Here is a 20385-nt window from a genome sequence, read left to right on the forward strand (position 1 = left end):
CAGGCGCACTCGAACGGCATGAGCGCGCCTCGACAAACATTAGCGGGCGCGCGGATATGAGCCGAGTATCTTCAGGAACGCAGCTTTCTGGCCGAGTTCGGTCAGCGCGGCAGCGACCGCCGGCTCGTCACGATGGCCTTCGACGTCGATATAGAAGTAATACTCCCACGTGCCGACGCGCGCCGGGCGCGACTCGAAACGGGTCATGGATACGCTATGGCGCGCCAAAGGCTCCAACAACTTGAACACGGCGCCCGGTTCGTTCGCCACCGAAACGATCAGCGACGTCTGGTCGTGCCCGCTGATGCCGGTGCGCTCCTTGCCGATCATCACGAAACGCGTGCGGTTGTGCGGATCGTCCTGGATCAGCGCGTATGCGACCTGCAGACCGTAATGCGTCGCGGCGCGGTCGCCGGCGATGGCCGCAACGGTTGGGTCTTCCGCCGCCATGCGCGCGGCTTCGGCATTACTCGACACCGCCTGGCGCTCGAGATGCGGCGCGTTGGTCGCGAGCCAGCGCTGGCACTGGGCGAGCGCCTGCGCGTGCGCACACACCCGCGTCACGCCAGTCAGGCCGCCATTCAGCGTCAGGAGATTGTGGTGAATCGGCAAGGCCAGTTCGCCGCCGATCGTGAGCTGGGTTTGCAGCAGCAAATCGAGCGTGCGCGACACCGCGCCTTCAGTCGAATTCTCGACCGGCACAACGCCGAATTCGGCTGCGCCGGCTTCGACCGAGCGAAATACTTCGTCGATCGACGGGCACGGCAAACCTTCGATCGACTGACCGAAGTATTCGTGCATCGCCTGTTCGCTATACGTGCCGACCGGGCCGAGATATGCGGCCTTGATGGTCTTTTCGAGCGCGCGGCTCGCGGCCATGATCTCGCGCCAGATCGCGCTGATATGCTCACTGGCCAGCGGCCCGTTGCTCATATCCTGCAAACGCGAGATCACCTGCTGCTCGCGCTCGGGGCGGAACACCGGCGCGTTGAAATGCTTCTTCACCTCGCCCACTTCGAGCGCCACCGCGGCGCGCTGATTGAGGAGCGCGATCAACTGCGCGTCGAGCGCGTCGATGCGTTCGCGAAGGGGCTTGAGTCGGGTATTGAGTTCGTCGTCCATGCGTGAAAACGGCCCTGCCGGTAGCTGCTGCACAAATGCGTGCTGGAAAGGATACGCGTGTCTGAATATCAAACAGATTCAGGCGCTGCGCTGTTCGAATTCCTTCATGTATTCGACAAGCGCTTTGACGCCTTCGAGCGGGACAGCGTTGTAAATCGACGCCCGCATGCCGCCGACGGACTTGTGGCCCTTTAGCTGCACCATTCCCCGCGCTTTCGCGCCGGCCAGGAAATCTTCGTTGCGCGACTCGTCGGCGAGGAAAAACGGTACGTTCATCCGCGAGCGCGAGCCACGTTCGACCTTGTTCAGATAGAAGCTGCTCGAATCGATCGCGTCGTACAGCAGCTTCGATTTTTCGAGGTTACGCGCTTCCATCGCGGTAAGGCCGCCCTGCTTCTTCAACCACTTGAACACCAGCCCGGCGATGTAAATCGCGTACGTGGGCGGCGTGTTGTACATCGAGTTGTTCTCGGCGACGGTTTTCCATTCAAACGCCGACGGGCAGATCGCTTGCGCGCGGTCCAGCATGTCTTCGCGCACGATCACGACCGTCACGCCCGCCATGCCGATATTCTTCTGCGCGCCACCGAACAGCACGCTGTATTTGGCGATGTCCATCGGGCGCGACAGGATGTGCGAGGAGGCATCCGCCACCAGCGGAATATCGCCGAGGTCAGGAATCTCGAACGTCTCGACACCGTGAATGGTCTCGTTGGTGCACAGATGCACGTACGCGGGATCGTCCGACAGTTGCCATTCCGAGCGCGCCGGCGCACGCGTAAAGCCTTCGGCCGTCTGACCGCTTGCCGCGAGATGCACCGCGCCGTACTTTTGCGCTTCCTTGAACGACTTCTGCGACCACGAACCGGTCACGACAAAATCCGCGCGCGCTTTCGTGCCCATCAGATTCATCGGCACGATGGCGTTTTCGCCCAGACCGCCACCTTGCAGGAACAGGATGCGGTGGCTGGCGGGCACGTTGAGCAGGTCGCGCAGATCGACGAGCGCTTCCTCATGGATCGACATGAATTCTTTGCCGCGGTGGCTCATTTCCATCACGCTCATGCCACTACCGTGCCAATCGAGCATCTCGTCGGCTGCCTGACGCAGCACTTCTTCGGGCATGGCAGCTGGGCCGGCGGAGAAATTAAAGACGCGCATCGTGAGATCCTGGAAGCTGGCGCGAAAAACGAACAGATCGCGCAAAAATCGGCGAAGTTGGCAGCCACAAATACCGCCACCGCAAAATCAGCGCCGCGAACTCGACAACGCGAGTTTGACGGCGCGTGTTTGGCAACACGCCGCTGACAACATTTTCGCGCCCAAAAAGAAAATGGCCGTCTGCGCGTGTGCGCAAACGGCCATTATCGCATTGTCACCGCCAACCCGCCAAACCCGGCGCGCCGCTCAGCACGCCACACGGCATGTCAAACGGCGGCTGGCGCGATGTCGGCGCTGCCTTTCGATCTTTGGGCTAAAGCTGACTTACTTAGCCGGCTTGACCGAAGCGACTTCCTTGTCAGCCTGGTCGCGCGTTGCCTTGATCGATTGCGGCATGTACTTTTGCATCAAGCCATTCACGACGTCGCGGCCAACCTGGTCTTGCACCTGGATGAACTTGCGGCCGGTCGGGCTCTTGTAGAACGCGGTCAGATCCTTGATTTCCGACGTGCTGTAGTACTTCGCGTAAGCGTCGTACTGAGCTTGCATTGCGTCTTGACGGAACGAGTCCGTTGCGAACACCTGGCCTGCGCCGTCAACCAGCTTCGGCACTGCGTTCTTTTGCAGCGTCGGGACGGAAGCCTGCTTTTGCTTGTCCGTCATCGTCTTGTTTTCGCTCAGGGCGTCCGACAGGATAGCCGGGACCAGTTGCTTGGCTTGCATCTGGGCGCTGTTGCCAATTGCGCCAACGAGCTTCTGTGCGTCGATTGCGTCCAGCAGGTCTTTGATTGCAGCCTGCTTGGCCGGATCAACCGGTGCAGCGGCAGCAGCCTGAGCCGCCGGGGCCGGGCTCTGAAGCGCTTGAGCCATAGCGAAGGTCGGCACGAGAGCAGCCAGCAACATCAGTTGTTTGAATCGTTTTTGCATCATTACTCCCTAAGAGAAATTAACTTGAACTGCAAGCTGCGCGGGATGCGTATCGGCCCGACACGCCATTGTTCCCTGCGCAGCTTTCAACCAATAACTGAGACTGAAAGCTGCCGACGTGAATCAGGCCGCACCACCGTCTTCACCGCCATTGTCGCCTTCGGCAGGACCTTCGGTGTCGCCTTCCACATCGATATCCGCTTCCGCCTCAGCAACCTGTTGCAGACCTGAAAGCTTGGTCCCTTCGTCAAGGCTGATGAGTGTAACACCTTGGGTTGCGCGCCCCATTTCCCGAATTTCCGATACACGCGTGCGAATCAGCACGCCCGTATTGGTGATCAGCATGATCTGCGCTTCCTGATCCACCAGCGTGGCGGCGACGACCTTGCCGTTACGCTCCGAGGTCTGGATTGCGATCATTCCCTTCGTGCCGCGGCCGTGGCGCGTGTACTCGATGATCGGCGTGCGCTTGCCGTAGCCGTTTTCGGTTGCGGTGAGCACCGACTGCTGCTCGTCGCCGGCCACCAGCAAGGCGATCACGCTCTGGCCGTCTTCGAGTTGCATGCCGCGCACGCCACGCGCCTCACGTCCCATCGGACGAACGTCGTTCTCGTCGAAACGCACTGCCTTGCCGGAATCCGAGAACAGCATCACGTCATGCTGGCCGTCTGTGATGGCGGCGCCGATCAGGTAGTCGCCGTCATCCAGACCGACCGCAATAATACCTTTACGCAACACGCGGCCAAAGGCTTCCAACGGCGTCTTTTTTACAGTTCCTAACGCGGTGCCCATAAAGACGAATTTGTCAGCCGAGAATTCCTTTACCGGCAAGACAACCGTAATCTTCTCGCCGTCCTGAAGCGGGAAGATATTGACGATCGGACGGCCGCGCGAGTTCCGCGAGCCTTGCGGCACTTCGTAGACCTTTACGCTGTAGACACGGCCACGATTCGAGAAGCACAGAATGTGATCGTGCGTGTTCGCAATGAACAGCGTGTCGATCCAGTCGTCTTCTTTCATCGCCGTGGCCTGTTTGCCGCGACCACCGCGCTTCTGCGCGCTATATTCGGACAACGGCTGCGATTTCACGTAGCCGGCGTGCGACATGGTCACCACCATCTCTTGCGGCGTGATCAGGTCTTCGGTGTTCAGCTCGGTTGCGTTCAGCTCGATCTTCGAGCGGCGTGCGTCGCCGAATTCGGCCTTGATCGACGTCAGTTCGCCGACGATGATCGCCGTAATGCGCTCCGGGCGGGCCAGAATGTCTAGCAGGTCGGCGATTTGCGCCATCACTTCGCGGTACTCGCCAATGATCTTGTCTTGCTCCAGACCCGTCAGGCGTTGCAGACGCATCTGCAAGATTTCCTGAGCCTGGGTGTCGGACAAGCGGTAGAGCCCGTCGGACTGCATACCGAAGGACGGGTTCAAACCGTCGGGGCGGTAAGCCTCGCGGCCACCCGCCGACGCGTTTTCCGTTTCGGCACGCGCCAACATTTCGCGGACCAGCGACGAATCCCACGGGCGCGCCATCAATTCCTGCTTGGCGATGGGCGGAGTCGGCGCTGCCTTGATGATTGCGATGAAGTCGTCGATGTTGGCGAGCGCAACCGCCAGACCTTCGAGCACATGACCACGTTCACGGGCTTTGCGCAGTTCGTATACAGTGCGCCGCGTCAGCACTTCCCGGCGGTGCGACAGGAAGCACGACAGCATTTCCTTCAGGTTCAGCAGCTTCGGCTGGCCGTCGACCAGCGCGACCATGTTCATGCCGAAGGTGTCCTGAAGCTGGGTCGCCTTATACAGATTGTTGAGCACGACTTCCGGTACTTCGCCGCGCTTCAACTCGATCACGACGCGCATGCCGCTCTTGTCGGATTCGTCGCGGATGTCGGAGATGCCTTCGAGCTTCTTCTCGTTGACCAGTTCGGCGATACGCTCCAGAAGTGAGCGCTTGTTCACCTGGTACGGCAACTCGTCGACAATGATCGACATGCGCTGACCGCGGTCGATTTCCTCGAAGTGCGTGAGCGCGCGCATCAGCACTCGGCCGCGGCCGGTGCGATAGCCGTCGCGCACGCCGGCCACACCGTAGATGATGCCGGCGGTCGGGAAGTCAGGCGCCGGGATGATCTCGATCAGTTCGTCGATCGTGGCTTCCGGGTTTTTCAGCAGATGCTGACATGCGTCCACAACCTCATTGAGATTGTGCGGCGGGATGTTGGTCGCCATGCCGACCGCGATACCGGACGAGCCATTGATCAGCAGATTGGGAATACGCGCCGGCAGGATAGCCGGTTCGTTTTCACTGCCGTCATAGTTCGGCGTGAAATCGACCGTTTCCTTGTCGATATCGGCCAGCAGTTCGTGGCCGATCTTTGCCATGCGGATTTCGGTGTACCGCATGGCCGCGGCGTTGTCGCCGTCGACCGAACCGAAGTTGCCCTGACCGTCAACCAGCATATAGCGCAGCGAGAAGTTCTGCGCCATCCGGACAATTGTGTCGTAGACAGCCGTGTCGCCGTGCGGGTGATATTTACCGATGACGTCGCCGACAATACGCGCCGACTTCTTGTAAGCCCGGTTCCAGTCGTTATTCAGTTCGTGCATCGCGTACAGCACGCGCCGGTGCACCGGCTTCAGGCCATCGCGAACATCGGGAAGCGCACGCCCCACGATCACGCTCATCGCGTAATCGAGATACGAACGGCGCATTTCCTCCTCTAGGGAGATTGGCAGAGTCTCTTTGGCGAATTGATCCATTATCCGTATCTTTTACGTGCCAAGGCGACGGCATGAAGCTCGCTTGAAGCCCAACTCGCCGCGCCTTCGCGTAAGCATTGCAGGCGCAACGCATCACGCGATTCTAACATGCCGCGCATCCGCCCCCGGCGGGGGTACGTATACCTATTAGCAGGCGAACGGGAACGGCGCCTGAACGCCCCCTGATCAAGCCGGGGCAGGCTCGATTTGTGCGTGGGGCAATCCGCCGCTCAGCCATGACTGGCGGTGCCTCCAGCGGATTGCTTCTGTTGCGCATGCACCACAATTGGAGGGCGATTTGATCGGGGGCAGATTTTTTTATCGTTGGAAGGGAACGATATGGCAAAATGCCAACGCACAAAGAGTTAGACACTGCTCGAAGTCTACACAGCACGTTTTTTGTTCTACACCGATGTTATACTTCGAGCAATGTATGACTTGTCTTCGTCAACAGGCTCGCAGTAAACCTGCGGTAATCTCAATTTCGAGAGGAGAAATATGAATAAACTTTCAAAGCTCGCGTTCATTGCAGCTACCGCAGTTATGGCTGCATCCGCCATGGCACAATCGGTGCCGGCGTCGCGACAAGCCACGAACGACAACTGGGTGAATGGTACCGGCGAATACGTGTGGATGAACGGCACGAACGAGCTTTGCTGGCGCGATGCATTCTGGACGCCGGCAACGGCCAACGCTAAGTGCGATGGCGCCCTGGTTGCTCAGGCTCCGACCCCGCCGGCTCCGGTCGCACCTGCACCGGCTATTACGAGCCAAAAGATTACGTATCAAGCTGACGCTCTGTTCGACTTCGACAAGGCTATCCTGAAGCCGGCTGGCAAGGAAAAGCTGGACGATCTGGCATCGAAGGTCGGCGCGCTGAACCTGGAAGTCATCGTTGCAACGGGTTACACGGACCGTATCGGTTCGGACAAGTACAACGACCGTCTGTCGCTGCGCCGCGCTCAAGCTGTGAAGTCGTACCTCGTCAGCAAGGGCATCGAATCCAACCGTATCTATACGGAAGGCAAGGGCAAGCGCAACCCGGTCACGACCGGTTGCAACCAGAAGAACCACAAGCAACTCGTCGCCTGCCTCGCACCGGATCGTCGCGTGGAAGTCGAAGTTGTCGGTACTTCGAAGCAGTAAGCTACAAAATTACCGCAGTATCAAAGCCCCGCTTCGGCGGGGCTTTTTTTATGCCACTGCTGCGGATGCTGCTCGTCTTCTCCTCCGAGCATCATCCGCCCGCTTGGCAGAACAGCACTAGCCAGCCGTTGCGCGGCATTTTGCCGCCCCGCCACTCGGCCTATATACTCAGGGTTTATCCTCGAGCGCCCGCTCAACGCTCTCATCGAGGCAGCTTCCGCTATGACCAACGCCGATCCCCACGAACTGCAGAAATTCAGCGACCTTGCGCATCGTTGGTGGGACCCGAACGCCGAATTCAAACCGCTGCATGAACTCAATCCGATTCGCTTGGGCTGGATCGACGCGCACGCGCATCTCGCCGGTAAGACCGTGCTGGATATCGGCTGCGGCGGCGGCATTCTGTCGGAGTCGATGGCGGGCTTGGGGGCGCACGTGAAAGGAATCGACCTGTCGAGCCAGGCGCTCGGCGTGGCGGATCTTCACAGCCTTGAAAGCGGTGTAACCGTCAGTTACGAAGAAATCGCCGCTGAAGCGCTCGCCGCCCGCGAACCGGGTACTTACGACGTCGTCACCTGCATGGAAATGCTGGAGCATGTGCCCGAACCGGCTGCCATCGTCGAGGCATGCAAGACGCTGGTGAAACCGGGCGGCTGGGTGTTTTTCTCCACATTGAACCGCAACGTGAAGTCATATCTGTTCGCGGTGATCGGCGCCGAATATATCGCGCGGATGCTGCCCAAGGGTACCCACGACTACGCGCGCTTCATCCGTCCATCGGAATTGGCGGGCTTCGTGCGCGCCGCCGGCCTGCGCACGGCCGACATCAAGGGTATCGTTTACAACCCGCTCAGCAAGCATTTCACGCTGTCCGACGACACGAGCGTGAACTACATGCTCGCCTGCCGCCGCGACGTCTGATCCGTCCCGACCTGCCCGGACTCAATCCACTCAATGAGCGATCCCACGCCCCTGCCCCAACGCGAAGACAACGACGACGCACTCGGTCTTTGCCAGGCTGTCCTGTTCGACCTCGACGGTACGCTCGCCGATACCGCACCCGATCTGGCGGCCGCCGTCAACAAAATGCGCCATGATCGCAGCCTCGAGATGGTGCCGCTCGAGGACCTGCGGCCGCTCGCGTCGGCGGGCGCGCGCGGACTGATTGGCGGGGCGTTCGGCATCGGCCCTGACAACCACGAGTTCGCGTCGATGCGCGAGGAGTTTCTCGCCAACTACGAAGCAGACTTGTGTATCGAAACCACGCTGTTTCCTGGCATCCCCGAATTGCTCGACGATCTCGATGCGCGGGGCGTGCGTTGGGGCATCGTGACGAACAAGGTGGCAAGGCTCACCGAGCCGTTGATCGCACAACTCGGCCTCGAAGAGCGTGCGGGCTGCGTAGTAAGCGGCGACACGACGCCGCATTCGAAGCCGCACCCCGCGCCCTTGTTGCACGCTGCGCGCGAATTGGGTGTGGTGCCGGAACGCATCATCTACGTCGGCGACGACCTGCGCGACGTACAGGCGGGTTTCGCGGCAGGCATGAAGACCATCGCGGCCGCCTACGGCTACTGCGGCAACGACATTCCGCCGACGAAATGGCATGCGCAGCATGTGGTGCAATCGCCCGCTGAATTGCAGAACCTGCTGCGCGACATAGGCTGAGCGCATAGACGAACCCGGCGGACGCTGCACATGCAGCACGAAGTTGCCTCGCCGCGGCGCTACGGAACAGTAAGACAACAAAGCAATCAGTCAGGACGTGGCTGTCAAACTATTGTAAAATCTACGTTGGCCCAGATATTTTGGGCAACGAACCGCGGGGGCGACCTGGTTTCGACAGGGGTTGCGAAGCGGCTAGGGCATACCGAGGACCCGTCACCTCGTTAATCAATGGGAAAAACGTAACTGCAAACGACGAAACGTTCGCACTGGCAGCCTAAGGGCCGCCGTCCTCTGCCTAGTTCACTGACGGGCTAGAGTCGCAAGACCGGTAGCAATACCGACAGAGGTCATATACGTCAGTTAAGTCTTGGCGGCGTCACGACGCCAAGGTCGAAAATCTAGTGAATCGCCGTCACGCAGCGTGTTCGTCCGCGTCGTGGTGGTTAAATCAAATGACAGAACTAAGTATGTAGAACTAGTCGTAGAGTGCTTCTGGACGCGGGTTCGATTCCCGCCGCCTCCACCAGAACACCTTTTTCAAGTAGTTTCAAGCAAGTTCAAGCCGTCCCGAAACCCGCGTGCAGCCTAGCTCTCGCGGGTTTTTTCTTTCCAGAAGCCATTTCAAGCCGTATCGTGGGGTTGCACCACATACCGTCAGTTTTGGCGGCACTTCTGGCGGTACTTGGTAAAATCTGGCTGTTTCGCCGAAAAAGTACCGCCAAACTCAAAAACAATGTACAAAATCAAAGACATACAGTGCAAAAAGGCTGCGCCAAAGGAAAAAGCGTACAAAATCGCCGATTGGGGCGGCCTGTATTTGCTCGTGAAGACTGACGGGGGCAAGTACTGGCGTTGGGACTATCGGTTCTGCGGCATTCGCAAAACCATGGCTTTGGGGACATATCCGACCGTGACACTTGAAGCTGCACGAGTCGCGCATAGGGATGCCCGCGCGATACTGGCGGATGGTAGCGACCCGATGGCAGAGCGAAAACACGGCAAGCTGGTGTCCCGGCTGGCAGCTATCAACACGTTCGAAGAAATCGGTCGGGAATGGTTTGAGCGGCAGCGTGATACGTGGGTGGATAGCCACGGCGATCGCATCATCCGCCGCCTGGAGCGCGACATTTTCCCGTTCATCGGCAACCGGCCAATCATCTCGGTCACGACGCCAGAAATACTGGCCGTGCTGCGACGTATAGAAGACCGAGGGGCAATCGAGACCGCGCACCGTGCGAAAAGCGACTGCTCGCAAATATTCAGATATGGGATCGAAACCGCGCGTGCCGAGCGGGACCCGACCGAAAATTTCAGCCGCGGCGCACTCAAAATTCCTCTAGTCAGGCACCATGCCGCCATCACGGACCCGAAGGAGTTCGGCGGACTCCTCCGCGCCATTGCTGAGTACAGAGGTTCCGCCATCACGCGTGCTGCCTTAAGTCTGGCGCCATTGGTATTCCAGCGCCCCGGCGAACTCCGCAAGGCGCGATGGGAAGAATTCGACCTGGAAGTGGCGCGATGGGAAATTCCGTCAGATCGGATGAAACGGCCCAAGGCCGAGAAACAGCTTGGTAGCGCGCACATCGTGCCACTGTCGCGACAGGCCGTAGTGATTCTGAGGGACCTGCATACCCAGACGGGTCCCGAAGGCTACCTCTTCCCTTCCCCGCGCACCCGCACTCGACCTATGAGCGACAACGGCATTTTGTCGGCGCTAAGGCGCATGGGATATGGTAAAGATGAGATGACCGGACATGGTTTTCGGGCCTCGGTCAGAACGCTGGCAGTGGAACGTCTTCGAATTCCAGCCGAATACGTAGATCACCAGCTCGCTCACGCAGTCAAGGACGTCCATGGGCGCGCCTACAATCGGACACAATGGCTCGATGAGCGAACTGAAATGATGCAGCGATGGGCGGATTACTGCGACAAGTTAGCGACAGGCGAAGCTGCTATTTCTATGGAACGATCGACATAGACTTGCCGCCTAATTTGCGTTACGCCTGTGACGTCCGACTCGGCCGCTTCAAAACGCCCCCCGGCCAACTCTGGTCATTCGACATCCTTCCACGAATTGCTGACAATAACGTCTCCTTCAGGGCTAGGTGACGAGATATGAGATTTTCCATTGAGATTCGCGATACCGAAGTGGCGGACCTCCTACAAGCCCTGATGCAGATCACAGGGATCGAGGCTTGGGAGCGTCGCTTCAAATGGCTCCAGCGGGAACTCAGCGAAAATCCCCTGATGGAAAACTGGCTGCGGGAAAGGTGCGCAATTGAGTGGGAAATGCGCGAGACTCTGTCGGACTTGTCGCTGAAGCCGAATCAACCGTTCAGACTGCAGACCCAGTCACAATACGAGCTGGTGGCCTTTGCCGCAGGTACTGTACGGTGCCACGAGCACCTCAGCGAGAGCGGTCGGCGAAGACTGCGTGGCGTGCTGCTGGATGGCCTGAAAGAGGACAAGGGGCTGCTTTCAATTCAGCATGAAATTACAACCGCAGTCCACCTTATTCACCGAGGTTTCGACGTCGAATTTCAGGACATGGAATATGGTGGAGGCGTTGACTTTGTCGCTAGGAAGGACGATGTCGAGATCGAGGTCGAGTGCAAGATGTTCTCGGCTGACCTCGGTCGAAAGATCCACCGGCGCCGAAGCGCAACGCTCTACAAGCAGTTAGCGGCGATATTGGTCGAAACATACAATTCTGCTACAAAGGGACTGATCGTGGCGGTCACGATACCGGATCGCCTGACCCCGGCGCCCGCGCAGCATCGTGAAATCGAAGCTGCGGTTAGAAAGGGGCTGCTTCAGGGTGAAGCATTGACGCAAACCGAGCACTGCACGGTTCGGATCTGGGATTTTCTAATCAACGATAGCCCGTTCAGCAAAGCTCCAGGGGAAATTTCACGGGATGAGGTTGATCAGTTTGTGCGGGCGCGCACGGGTCGATCAAATGTCAACCTGATGATCCTGTTTTCGCCGGGCCAGCGTGCCGTGATTCTATCCCTCGCAAGTCAGAAGCAAGATGAAGTACTCGACGGGATGAGGCGTCAGTTGCGCGAAGCGGCGAAGGGCCAGTTCACCGGGACGCGCCCCGCTATGCTTGCTGTCCAACTACACGCGCTTACATCAGATCAATTGATCAGTCTGGGGCAATTGGATAGCTCCTCCCGGTCCGCTGCCACTGGTCTGCAAATCATGACATCCGACTTCCTGCAAAGGCCGTCGAGCGCACACATCCATACGGTCGTCTATCGTTCGCATGGCGTAATCGACAACAGCGGCGGGGGCGGCACGACAAGCGCGGCTGGGCCTTCGTACCTGATCAAAAACCGCAACCACCCTTCGTACGCAGATCCCCGTTTCGGGATCTTCAGTGTTGAGGCATATTGACGATTGGCGATGTCCGAATTCGTTGAACGACCGATATCAAGAATTACAAATGTCCGTTGCGGGTCAAACTGAGGCGGCCATCATCCAACTGGATTCAGCCATGAAGCGTCATCCGCCTGTACGATCAATCGGACGTTCGAACTCGGCTCAGACTTGTTTCCCCTAATCGATTGCTAGTGAACGCACACCTCCAATTGTTCGCCCCGGCAAGCCGAACGCGCGGTCGTCGGAGAGCGCTTTGACTGAAGCGGCAACGACCTGTAGCAGAAATAGCCACCGACTAGTCTTCTGATTAGAATGCTTCTTGCCAATCATGGCAGGTCAAATTGAGATCATCGAATGTCGAACACATCGCCTCCCAAGCTTTTTATCTCTTACAGTTGGACCACGTCCGCACATGAGCGTTGGGTGATTGAGCTTGCGGAGCGTCTGGTGGATGACAATATCGAGGTAATACTAGACAAGTGGGACTTGCGAGAAGGCCACGACGCTCACGCCTTTATGGAGCGGATGGTTACCGACCCGGATATCAAAAAAGTCGCGATGATCTGCGATGTTGCTTACGCGAATAAAGCCGATAAGCGGGGTGGTGGCGTAGGGACGGAAACTCAGATTATCACTGGCGAGATCTATAGCAACACCGCGCAAGACAAGTTCGTCGCAGTAATTGCAGAAAAGGATGCGGATGGACATGCAGCCGTTCCTGCCTACTACAAAAGCCGTATCCACATTGACCTGACGGATGCTGACCGCTACGAGCAGGAATACGAGCGCCTAGTCCGGTGGGTATATGACAAGTCGCTTTATGTGAAGCCATCACTTGGAAAGACACCGGACTTTCTCACGGACACCGCAGCAAGGACGTTGGGTAATAGATCGGCAATGAAGCGTGCTCTAGATCATTTGCGCGAGGGGAAACCCACCGCGACGGCGGCGTTGGTAGACTATCTATCGAGCGTGGCCGTCGAGTTCGGGGAGTTGCGAATCGTTAAAGACGCCACCACAGAGTTTGACGAACAGGTAATTAGATCTATCGAGTCGTTCCGAGCCACGCGAGACGATGTGCTGGCTGTAATTCAAGCAGTCGCTCGGTATCAACCAACCGAAGAAAATCTACTGAAAATTCATAGATTCTTCGAAGAGCTGCTCGGTTACTACGGACCACCTTCGAACGTAAATAGTTACTCCGATTGGGATTTCGATAATTTTATCTTCGTCACGCACGAGCTTTTTCTACACACAATCGCGATCTTTATCGATGGCGAACATTTTGAACAAGCGCGAACCTTGATTGCAACTGAATTCTACGTTGCGAATAGCCGTGTATTTGGAGGTAATCCAATGGTTTCCGCTGCTGCGATCAACTCGGGCACGGGATCGCTGGATAGGCGAAATGAACGGCTGAAGCTGCAGCGGACTTCGCTCCGGGGTGACTTACTGCATGACCGATGTAAATCTGCCTTTACTCGCTTCGAGTCGCTGGCGCAAGCTGATGTCCTGCTTTTCATGCACTTCAAACGGGCTGGCGCTTATTGGTGGCCGTACACGGTGATTTATCTTGGACCTGGGCGAGCACCCATGCCTGTTTTTGCCCGTGCGAGTTCGACAAAGTTCTTCAACAAGCTACGGGTGCTGTTCGGTCTTGATACGGGCGAACAGATGCGCGCTTGGATCGAGCGCTTGGCGGCCGACGACCGCTTGCCTCAGGCTGGTTACACTCGTCTCCCCGTTGAATGGTTGACCGCCGCCGACACGATCGCGACAAAGGAGTGAGTATCCGGAGCCGTAGCTCCGAACGGTCCTGGGGCCGCGCTGTCGTGCGCACGTTCGTACGTCACTTCCACCTTGAAACCGGTCGTTCAGACAGAAGCCCACCCCGTCAAATCATTGGCCAAAGCGGTCGCTCTCGGAATCGTTGCAGAGGTTGCTGCGAGCGACCGCCTCCGGAAACAGGAACGCGCCCGCGTAGTTGATCGCCAGGGCTGGGCCGTACAATCACTGAAGTAGGTTCCTGCTCAAAGAAGGGGGTCCGATGGATACGGGGTTGAAGCGAGCCGCAGACGCGTTTAAGACCGTCGATTGGGTTGTGCCGGCATACTTCACCGTCGGCGCGATTGATATGTTAGCGAGCGCAATAGAGAGTGCGGCGTCTCCTGAACAGCGGCAGACCATCCTGCGCGACGTTCTTCCGAGGCTCTACAACGACGACTATTTAGCCGCAACGCTGATGGCGCGGTACAGCTCGACAATCTATGTGCGCGACTTCCGGATGCCAATCGCCGAGTCTATCGAAGCGGCAGTGATCGGGCTACCGCATGCGGCAGTGTCAACACTCACTCCAGTGCTAGAGGGTGTACTTCGCAAGATCGCGGCTGAGCGCAAGGGTCCAGAGGAAAATGGGAAGAAGTTCTTCATAATCCCCGAACTAGACGAACTAATCGCTAACGAGGAGCGTTCACCTCACCGGTACGGGGAGCGCATCGTCATGCTCGAATCACTACGAGATTTTTTTGCTGAGCGGCTTTACGCCCAAACGAAAAATTATGGTGGACTGGACCAGCTAAACCGGCACGGCATTCTGCATGGTCTATTTGATGGATATGGCGATAGCGTCAACTTCTATCGTCTGATATCGCTGCTGGACCTGTTGTGCTTCGCGCTAGTCCTGTCGCATGGTGGATCGGCATTTGCGTCGGAAGACACTCCTGAATCGCGCAAGCTCGCGAGCTACTATCAGGCAGCGCGAGAGCACTCATTGCAGCGCCCTTCCGTGTGATGTATTCGCAACGTGCGTGAGATTACAACATGACGCGGCAGACAAACATGCAGCATCGTCGTCCCGTTGCGTCTTGCCCGCGTTTCAAGTGAACATCGCTGCTTCTTAGAACTCTACATAAAATCGCAGAGAGCATCTTTGCGGCCATGCAGGCGGGCTCACGAAGCCGCGAGAACCGTGCCAACTTTTGCTGGAGGGACAATGCCGGTTGCCCACTTCTATAATCGATCACTTTTCCCTTTCTTGGGAATCGCGGTGCCAGACTCTCTAGTGGAGTTGGGTGTCTTCATCGGTGACCGAGCCCAGCACATGTCGGATGCGTACGACAGATTCTTTCTGGATCACTGCGAGAATATCGCGCGGCGCCTAGCTGACATCGCGCTGTATAAACGAGCAATCGACGACGAACTTGCATCTACTGGAAACCCTTTCCGATCGGCGATCGTTTATACAGACCTACCTGGTTGCCTATCTGGGTGCGGTCAAATCCTTGCTTGATGCAGTCGCTATCTGCCTTGATTCGCTCTATAGCCTTCGTCTGAAGCCAATCGATCGCGATCTTTGTCGAGACCGGCTGCACAAGATGCTATCTAAGGTAGATGTCCTTGCTGCAGATCGATACAACGTTCACCAAGACTTCTACGAGGACGTGCGGGTTTGGAGAAATGCCGCCCAGCACCAAGTTGCGCCCGTCGTCGTCGTGTGTGGGCCGACTTCAGCGCGAGCAGGACGTGCGCCAGATGAAATACCGAGAAACGAGGTCAACGTTAGGCTTGTCAATAAACCGGGGCTTCTCCCTTCGCACCTAATCCGGCCGTCGAACGGTATTCACTGGGTTGAGCCGAATGCTTTCTTCACCTCATGGCGTAATTCAGTCGAGCAGATAGTTACGTCGATCTGCCGCGACATCATGGCGCACTGCCCGCCCCGTGAGCATTAGACCAGAAGCGCTCAACGCCATCGCTGCCCCATCCCGGGCCGCTCCGGGTGCTCCGATCTGACAGAGCGAATGGCCGTTGTACCTTCGAAAGTTCGGTTGAGGGGGCACCGGGTCTGATCGACAGAACTGGATCGATGACGGTCACCCGACATGGGCGCGATTTATTTCGTCAAAATCAGTCATGCGCGCATCAAACTGCATCAGTTTGCCACTGCAAAACATCTTCCGAATGTCTCACAGCAAGGCCTTCGGGGCGAATCGCACTTTGCATCAAATTCAACGACCCAAGCGAAGCCCGCAGGCGGGGTGGGGACTGCACGGCAACGAGTAGTGACTACATCTCATCGCCGCAACAGTGCCACCGCTTTGCGGTACGGCCCCGCGAATTCGTTCGCGCAGACTGCGACTACCGCGGCTTGATCAGGTGCTTGGGATCTGTATCTGCGTGCGTCTTATTAGGCCGAAGCGTCGGAGCCTGTACTTCAAGCGCCGGCAGCGGCTTCCAGTACGACGTCCAAAATCCTGCCCGTTCGATCATGGGGCCGCCATCGACGCGCACCTCTGCATCCTGAGTCTCTTGTAAGCGGAAGACCTGGCCGCTATCCGTCAGCGCATACAACCGATGGTCATGATCCTCGCCATTTCCCGTTGGCCCGGTAGCTATTTGCACGATCTTCATGCGTGTGTTCCTTCTTTTTGTGTTGGAAAGACCAGTCTACCGTGCGCGCGTCTTCACTTGTAGTCAGTCCGGACACAAATGCGACCGGTTGGATAAAAGGCTATGCGACGGCAAGATGACTTCACATGCCAACGCATGAAATTGCTTGGAATTTCAGAGAGGAAATCACAGATGCGCGAGACCAAAGAATCGCTGTCGATCCCGGAAACCGGGTTCCTGCGTCAACCGCAGGTATTGAAGTTCGTGCCGTTTTCAGCGACGACCTTATGGCGGCGCTGCAAGGCCGGTGCATTTCCGCAACCGGTCAAGCTATCGGCAGGCATCTCCGCATGGCGCGCAGAGGAAGTGCGCGCATGGATCGCGCAGCAAGGGACCGCGTGAAACGCGAGTCGCACAGACGAAAAAAAGCCGCACACGAAGTGCGGCCCAGAATTCATTCGAAATAGAACTGCCGTGAAGAACAGCCATCGTATCACCCACCAACTGACAATTCCAGGCGCGCAGGCGCTCCAGCGAGGCATTGCACCGGGCTACCTGTCGGTCTATACTCAGGTCGTCGCTGAAACAACAGTGACCGGGTTTGGCGACCTGTATAGCAGTAGGCGGACAACCGCCTCAGCGCGGTTTTTTTACGTCCGCACGCCTTTGCGCGCCTCTTTCTATGGGCGGGCCTTGGTGGGGAGACCTTCGGGTCTGCCGGTTTCCTATTGCGCCGGTTCGCCAACCCTGCCTTGTGCCCGCTCACCCCATTTGGCGATGGGAAGTGGGATTCGATCCGCTGCAATAGGAGGCCATCTCATGCGCCCTATCTCCGCTCGTCCCGAGCAATCGCCCCTTTCCGTTGAACTGCTTTTGATCGTCCGCAACGCACTGCGTGCTGCGGTGCTTGCTCCGACCGATACGGCCGCACTCGACGTATCCGCCGCCGCGCTACTGGCCGTTGCCGAGCGCGTAGAGCAATCACCCCTCAACGCGTGAGAGCGAACGATGACAGCTCACACAGAAAGGGAACGCGCAGCGCTCGCCCTGTCGGCAATTCCCGCCGACGTACCACGCGATACCTGGTGGAAAATCGCCGCGGCGCTCAAGCACGAATTCGGCGAGGACGGCTTTGCGCTGTTCGACGCATGGAGCCGCACGACAGAGCGTTATGACGAAGCCGCTGCACGCGATACGTGGCGCTCGCTCAAGGCATCGGGCGGCATCCGCATCGGCAGCCTGTACGAAATCGCGAAGAGCCACGGCTTCGACCCAAAACAGCATCACGTCGCAACGCCAACGACGGCCGAACGGACACGCCACGCAAGGGAGCAGCGCGAGCGCGCCGAACAGGACGCCCGCGCGCAGGCCGACGAGGCACAACAGCGCACGCGAGCCGCCGATCGTGCATCCACGCTATGGGAGAGCGCAGCCGCAGCTTCCGACGATCATCCGTACCTGCAAGGCAAGACAGTGCGCGCCCACGGCCTGCGTCTGTATCGCGGCAACCTGCGCATCGGCGGCATGGCTTGCGACGGCGCGCTGATGGTCCCGCTACGCGCGGCGAGCGGCGACCTCACGTCACTCGAATTCATCGTTGCGAACGGCGAGAAACGCTTTCTAAGTGGTGGAGCGAAGGCCGGTTCGTTCTGCCTGATCGGCGACGATTGCACGCGTATCGTAATCGCCGAAGGGTATGCAACAGGTGCCTCTGCGTTCGAAGCAACCAGTTATGCCGTGGCGGTCGCATTCGACGCGGGCAATCTACGCCGTGTCGCCAGTGCGCTGCGCGAGCAGCACCCTAAAGCGGTACTGGTGTTTGCAGTCGATAACGATGCCAAAGCCAACGGCAGCAATCCGGGCTTCAAGGCGGCGACCGATGCGGCGCACGCTGTCGGTGGCACGCTCGCCGTACCGCCGTCTGGGATGGACCTGAACGACTTGCACCAGAGAGACGGCCTGATAGCCGTCAAGGACCTGATCAATGCTGCCTTGCCTCAGGTGTGGCCGAACATGGAGCAGCGCCCCTGCTGGTGCGTTTATGGTGACTGGCAGGAAGTTGACGGAGTAAAGCGCAAGCCGGGCGTATGGCATCACAACTTCAAGCAGCGTGACGACCAGGAGCCGGTCATGGTGGACGAGTGGATCTGTTCGCCGCTGTACGTCGATGCGACGACTTCGAACCGTGAAGATGAAAATTACGGCTTCCTGCTGCGCTACGTGTCGCGGCGCGGCATCTCGAAGAAGTGGGCAATGCCGGCCGAAATGCTTGCTGGCGACGGCGCCGAAGCGCTGGGTATTTTGCTGTCGGGCGGTGTCGAAATCTCGCAACACAAGAAGCGTGAAGTGCTGCGCTACATCGCAAGCCAGCATCCGAAGCGCCATATGCGCGCGGCGACACTGACCGGCTGGCACGACGGTGCATTCGTCCTGCCGGATGAAGTGATCGGCGCCGACGATGTGTGGTTTCAGGCTGCTGGCCGCACAGCGCCATACGGCATGGCCGGAACGCTTGCAGGCTGGAAAAGTGGCGTTGCGGCATTGGCCGAGGGCAATCCCCTCCTGATGCTCGCGATATCGGCCGCGTTCGCAGGCGTGCTTCTCGAACCACTATGTATTGACGGCGCCGGTCTGCATATCTACGGCGATTCGAGTACCGGCAAGACCACGGCGCTTGTAGCTGGCATTTCCGTGTGGGGCGGTCAGTCATTTCGCCGTCAATGGCGTGCGACAGCGAACGGGCTGGAAGGCGCGGGCACCATGCACACAGACACGCTGCTCGCGCTCGATGAAATCGGTGAGTGCGCGCCGCGCGACCTCTACGAAGCCGCGTATGCACTTGCCAACGGGACCGGCAAGAGCCGCGCGAACAAACACGGCGAGGCACGTAAGGCCGCTCAATGGCGCGTGTTCGTGCTATCGACGGGAGAAACGACGATTGCAGCGCGCATCGAGTCGGGCGGGATCGAGGCAAAGGCCGGACAAGGTTTGCGGATTCTCGACATGCCTGTGTCTGGTCGCTACGGCCTGTTTGATGATCTGCGCGGGGTAGATTCGGGTGCGCGCCTGTCAGACGCACTGCGTGACGCTGCCGCAAAGCACTACGGCCACGCGGGCCGGATGTTCGCGCGCCAGTTGGCCGCCGAGCGCACGGCGGGCGTCGAATTGTCCGAACGACTTGCCAGTCTGCTCGCGCACTTTGATGCTCCAGACGGTCAGGAACGCCGGGCTGCCCGCGTGCTTGCCGTTGCGGCGCTCGCTGGCGAACTGGCGCTCGAATTCGGCATCGTCGGCTGGAAAGCTGGCGAGCCAACGCAAGCGGCTGTACGGGCGTTCCGGTCATGGCAGGATCAACGTGGCACGCACGGACGCAGTGCTGAACACGTCGGCATTGTGCGTGCCGTGTCCGATTTCATCGACCGATGCGGCGATGCCCGATTCTCCGATATCGACGTGACGGGTGCGCCGTTCATGCCGATCCGCGATCGCGCCGGTTACTGGCGAATCGAAGGCGGCCACCGCCTGTACCTGTTCACGTCGGCAGGCATCAAGGAAGCCATCAAGGGCTATGACCTGAATCGCGCATTGTCAGCACTCGATGCGGCCGGAGCGATTGCAAGGAAACAGGACGGCCAGCGCTCGGTGCCAATCCGCGCACCCGATGGCCGGCTAACCCGACTGTACGCCATCGACCCCGAAAAACTGGATGTAGACGGCTAACCGGCCGGCCTGCGGCCTTGCGCCGCAGGCAAGCTGGAAAGACCTCAGCACTGCGTCGTAGCTAATTGCTTAATCAGATATGCAGTCCTAACTGGAAATCAGAGAAAT

At 58.6% G+C, this 20385-nt stretch carries 16 protein-coding genes and 1 other RNA gene; 12 read left to right on the plus strand and 5 right to left on the minus strand.

The window, feature by feature from the left end:
- Window positions 1-39 precede the first annotated feature (39 nt).
- A complete protein-coding gene (pheA, locus tag PQR67_RS07310) occupies window positions 40-1122 on the minus strand; it encodes a prephenate dehydratase (RefSeq protein WP_408456385.1) in 1083 nt (360 codons plus the stop codon).
- 78 nt (window positions 1123-1200) lie between these two features.
- Window positions 1201-2247 (minus strand): 3-phosphoserine/phosphohydroxythreonine transaminase, encoded by a 1047-nt coding sequence (gene serC / locus PQR67_RS07315; RefSeq protein WP_408456559.1) that lies wholly within the window; start codon window positions 2245-2247, stop codon window positions 1201-1203.
- Between serC and PQR67_RS07320 the strand changes: the two genes are divergently transcribed.
- Window positions 2137-2430, plus strand: coding sequence for a hypothetical protein (locus PQR67_RS07320; protein ID WP_408456567.1), 294 nt, complete (start codon window positions 2137-2139; stop codon window positions 2428-2430). The two genes, serC and PQR67_RS07320, sit on opposite strands and share 111 nt — an antisense overlap.
- Before the next feature lie 177 nt (window positions 2431-2607).
- On the opposite strand, the gene PQR67_RS07325 is transcribed toward PQR67_RS07320, so the two are convergent.
- Both PQR67_RS07325 and gyrA read right to left on the minus strand, forming a co-directional pair.
- Window positions 2608-3210, minus strand: a complete 603-nt coding sequence (locus PQR67_RS07325; protein ID WP_408456387.1) for a DUF2059 domain-containing protein — start codon at window positions 3208-3210, stop codon at window positions 2608-2610.
- Between the two features lie 123 nt (window positions 3211-3333).
- Window positions 3334-5970: a DNA gyrase subunit A gene (gene gyrA, locus PQR67_RS07330; RefSeq protein WP_459251977.1), complete on the minus strand. Its 2637-nt coding sequence runs from the start codon at window positions 5968-5970 to the stop codon at window positions 3334-3336.
- Window positions 5971-6468: 498 nt separating this feature from the next.
- Between gyrA and ompA the strand changes: the two genes are divergently transcribed.
- From ompA to PQR67_RS07370, 8 genes are all read left to right on the plus strand, one after another.
- A complete protein-coding gene (ompA, locus tag PQR67_RS07335) occupies window positions 6469-7116 on the plus strand; it encodes an outer membrane protein OmpA (protein ID WP_063496925.1) in 648 nt (215 codons plus the stop codon).
- Between the two features lie 222 nt (window positions 7117-7338).
- Window positions 7339-8037 (plus strand): bifunctional 2-polyprenyl-6-hydroxyphenol methylase/3-demethylubiquinol 3-O-methyltransferase UbiG, encoded by a 699-nt coding sequence (ubiG, locus tag PQR67_RS07340; RefSeq protein WP_408456393.1) that lies wholly within the window; start codon window positions 7339-7341, stop codon window positions 8035-8037.
- Window positions 8038-8070: 33 nt separating this feature from the next.
- Complete coding sequence (locus PQR67_RS07345; RefSeq protein ID WP_408456396.1) at window positions 8071-8784, plus strand: HAD family hydrolase; 714 nt, start codon at window positions 8071-8073, stop codon at window positions 8782-8784.
- 156 nt (window positions 8785-8940) lie between these two features.
- Window positions 8941-9310: a transfer-messenger RNA gene (gene ssrA / locus PQR67_RS07350) on the plus strand.
- Between the two features lie 207 nt (window positions 9311-9517).
- Window positions 9518-10762: a tyrosine-type recombinase/integrase gene (locus PQR67_RS07355; protein ID WP_408456398.1), complete on the plus strand. Its 1245-nt coding sequence runs from the start codon at window positions 9518-9520 to the stop codon at window positions 10760-10762.
- 137 nt (window positions 10763-10899) lie between these two features.
- Window positions 10900-12183: a hypothetical protein gene (locus tag PQR67_RS07360; RefSeq protein WP_408456401.1), complete on the plus strand. Its 1284-nt coding sequence runs from the start codon at window positions 10900-10902 to the stop codon at window positions 12181-12183.
- Window positions 12184-12522: 339 nt separating this feature from the next.
- Window positions 12523-13956, plus strand: a complete 1434-nt coding sequence (locus tag PQR67_RS07365; RefSeq protein ID WP_408456404.1) for an SEFIR domain-containing protein — start codon at window positions 12523-12525, stop codon at window positions 13954-13956.
- Between the two features lie 259 nt (window positions 13957-14215).
- Window positions 14216-14959 carry a hypothetical protein gene (locus tag PQR67_RS07370; RefSeq protein WP_408456407.1) on the plus strand — a complete coding sequence of 248 codons (744 nt, stop codon included), beginning with the start codon at window positions 14216-14218 and terminating at the stop codon, window positions 14957-14959.
- A gap of 1346 nt (window positions 14960-16305) precedes the next feature.
- Here the strand turns inward: PQR67_RS07370 and PQR67_RS07375 are convergent.
- A complete protein-coding gene (locus tag PQR67_RS07375; RefSeq protein ID WP_408456409.1) occupies window positions 16306-16578 on the minus strand; it encodes a hypothetical protein in 273 nt (90 codons plus the stop codon).
- Window positions 16579-16749: 171 nt separating this feature from the next.
- On the opposite strand from PQR67_RS07375, the gene PQR67_RS07380 reads away from it, so the two are divergent.
- The 3 genes from PQR67_RS07380 (at window position 16750) to PQR67_RS07390 (ending at window position 20277) form a co-directional block, all read left to right on the plus strand.
- Entirely contained in the window at window positions 16750-16959 is a 210-nt protein-coding gene (locus tag PQR67_RS07380; protein ID WP_200660241.1) for a helix-turn-helix transcriptional regulator, read from the plus strand.
- A 417-nt stretch (window positions 16960-17376) separates the two neighbouring features.
- Window positions 17377-17556, plus strand: a complete 180-nt coding sequence (locus PQR67_RS07385) for a hypothetical protein (protein WP_408456412.1) — start codon at window positions 17377-17379, stop codon at window positions 17554-17556.
- A gap of 9 nt (window positions 17557-17565) precedes the next feature.
- Window positions 17566-20277, plus strand: a complete 2712-nt coding sequence (locus tag PQR67_RS07390) for a DUF927 domain-containing protein (RefSeq protein ID WP_408456414.1) — start codon at window positions 17566-17568, stop codon at window positions 20275-20277.
- Window positions 20278-20385: the final 108 nt, after the last annotated feature.

Origin of the sequence: Paraburkholderia fungorum, from assembly GCF_046026025.1 — a bacterium.
Lineage (GTDB): Bacteria > Pseudomonadota > Gammaproteobacteria > Burkholderiales > Burkholderiaceae > Paraburkholderia > Paraburkholderia fungorum_E.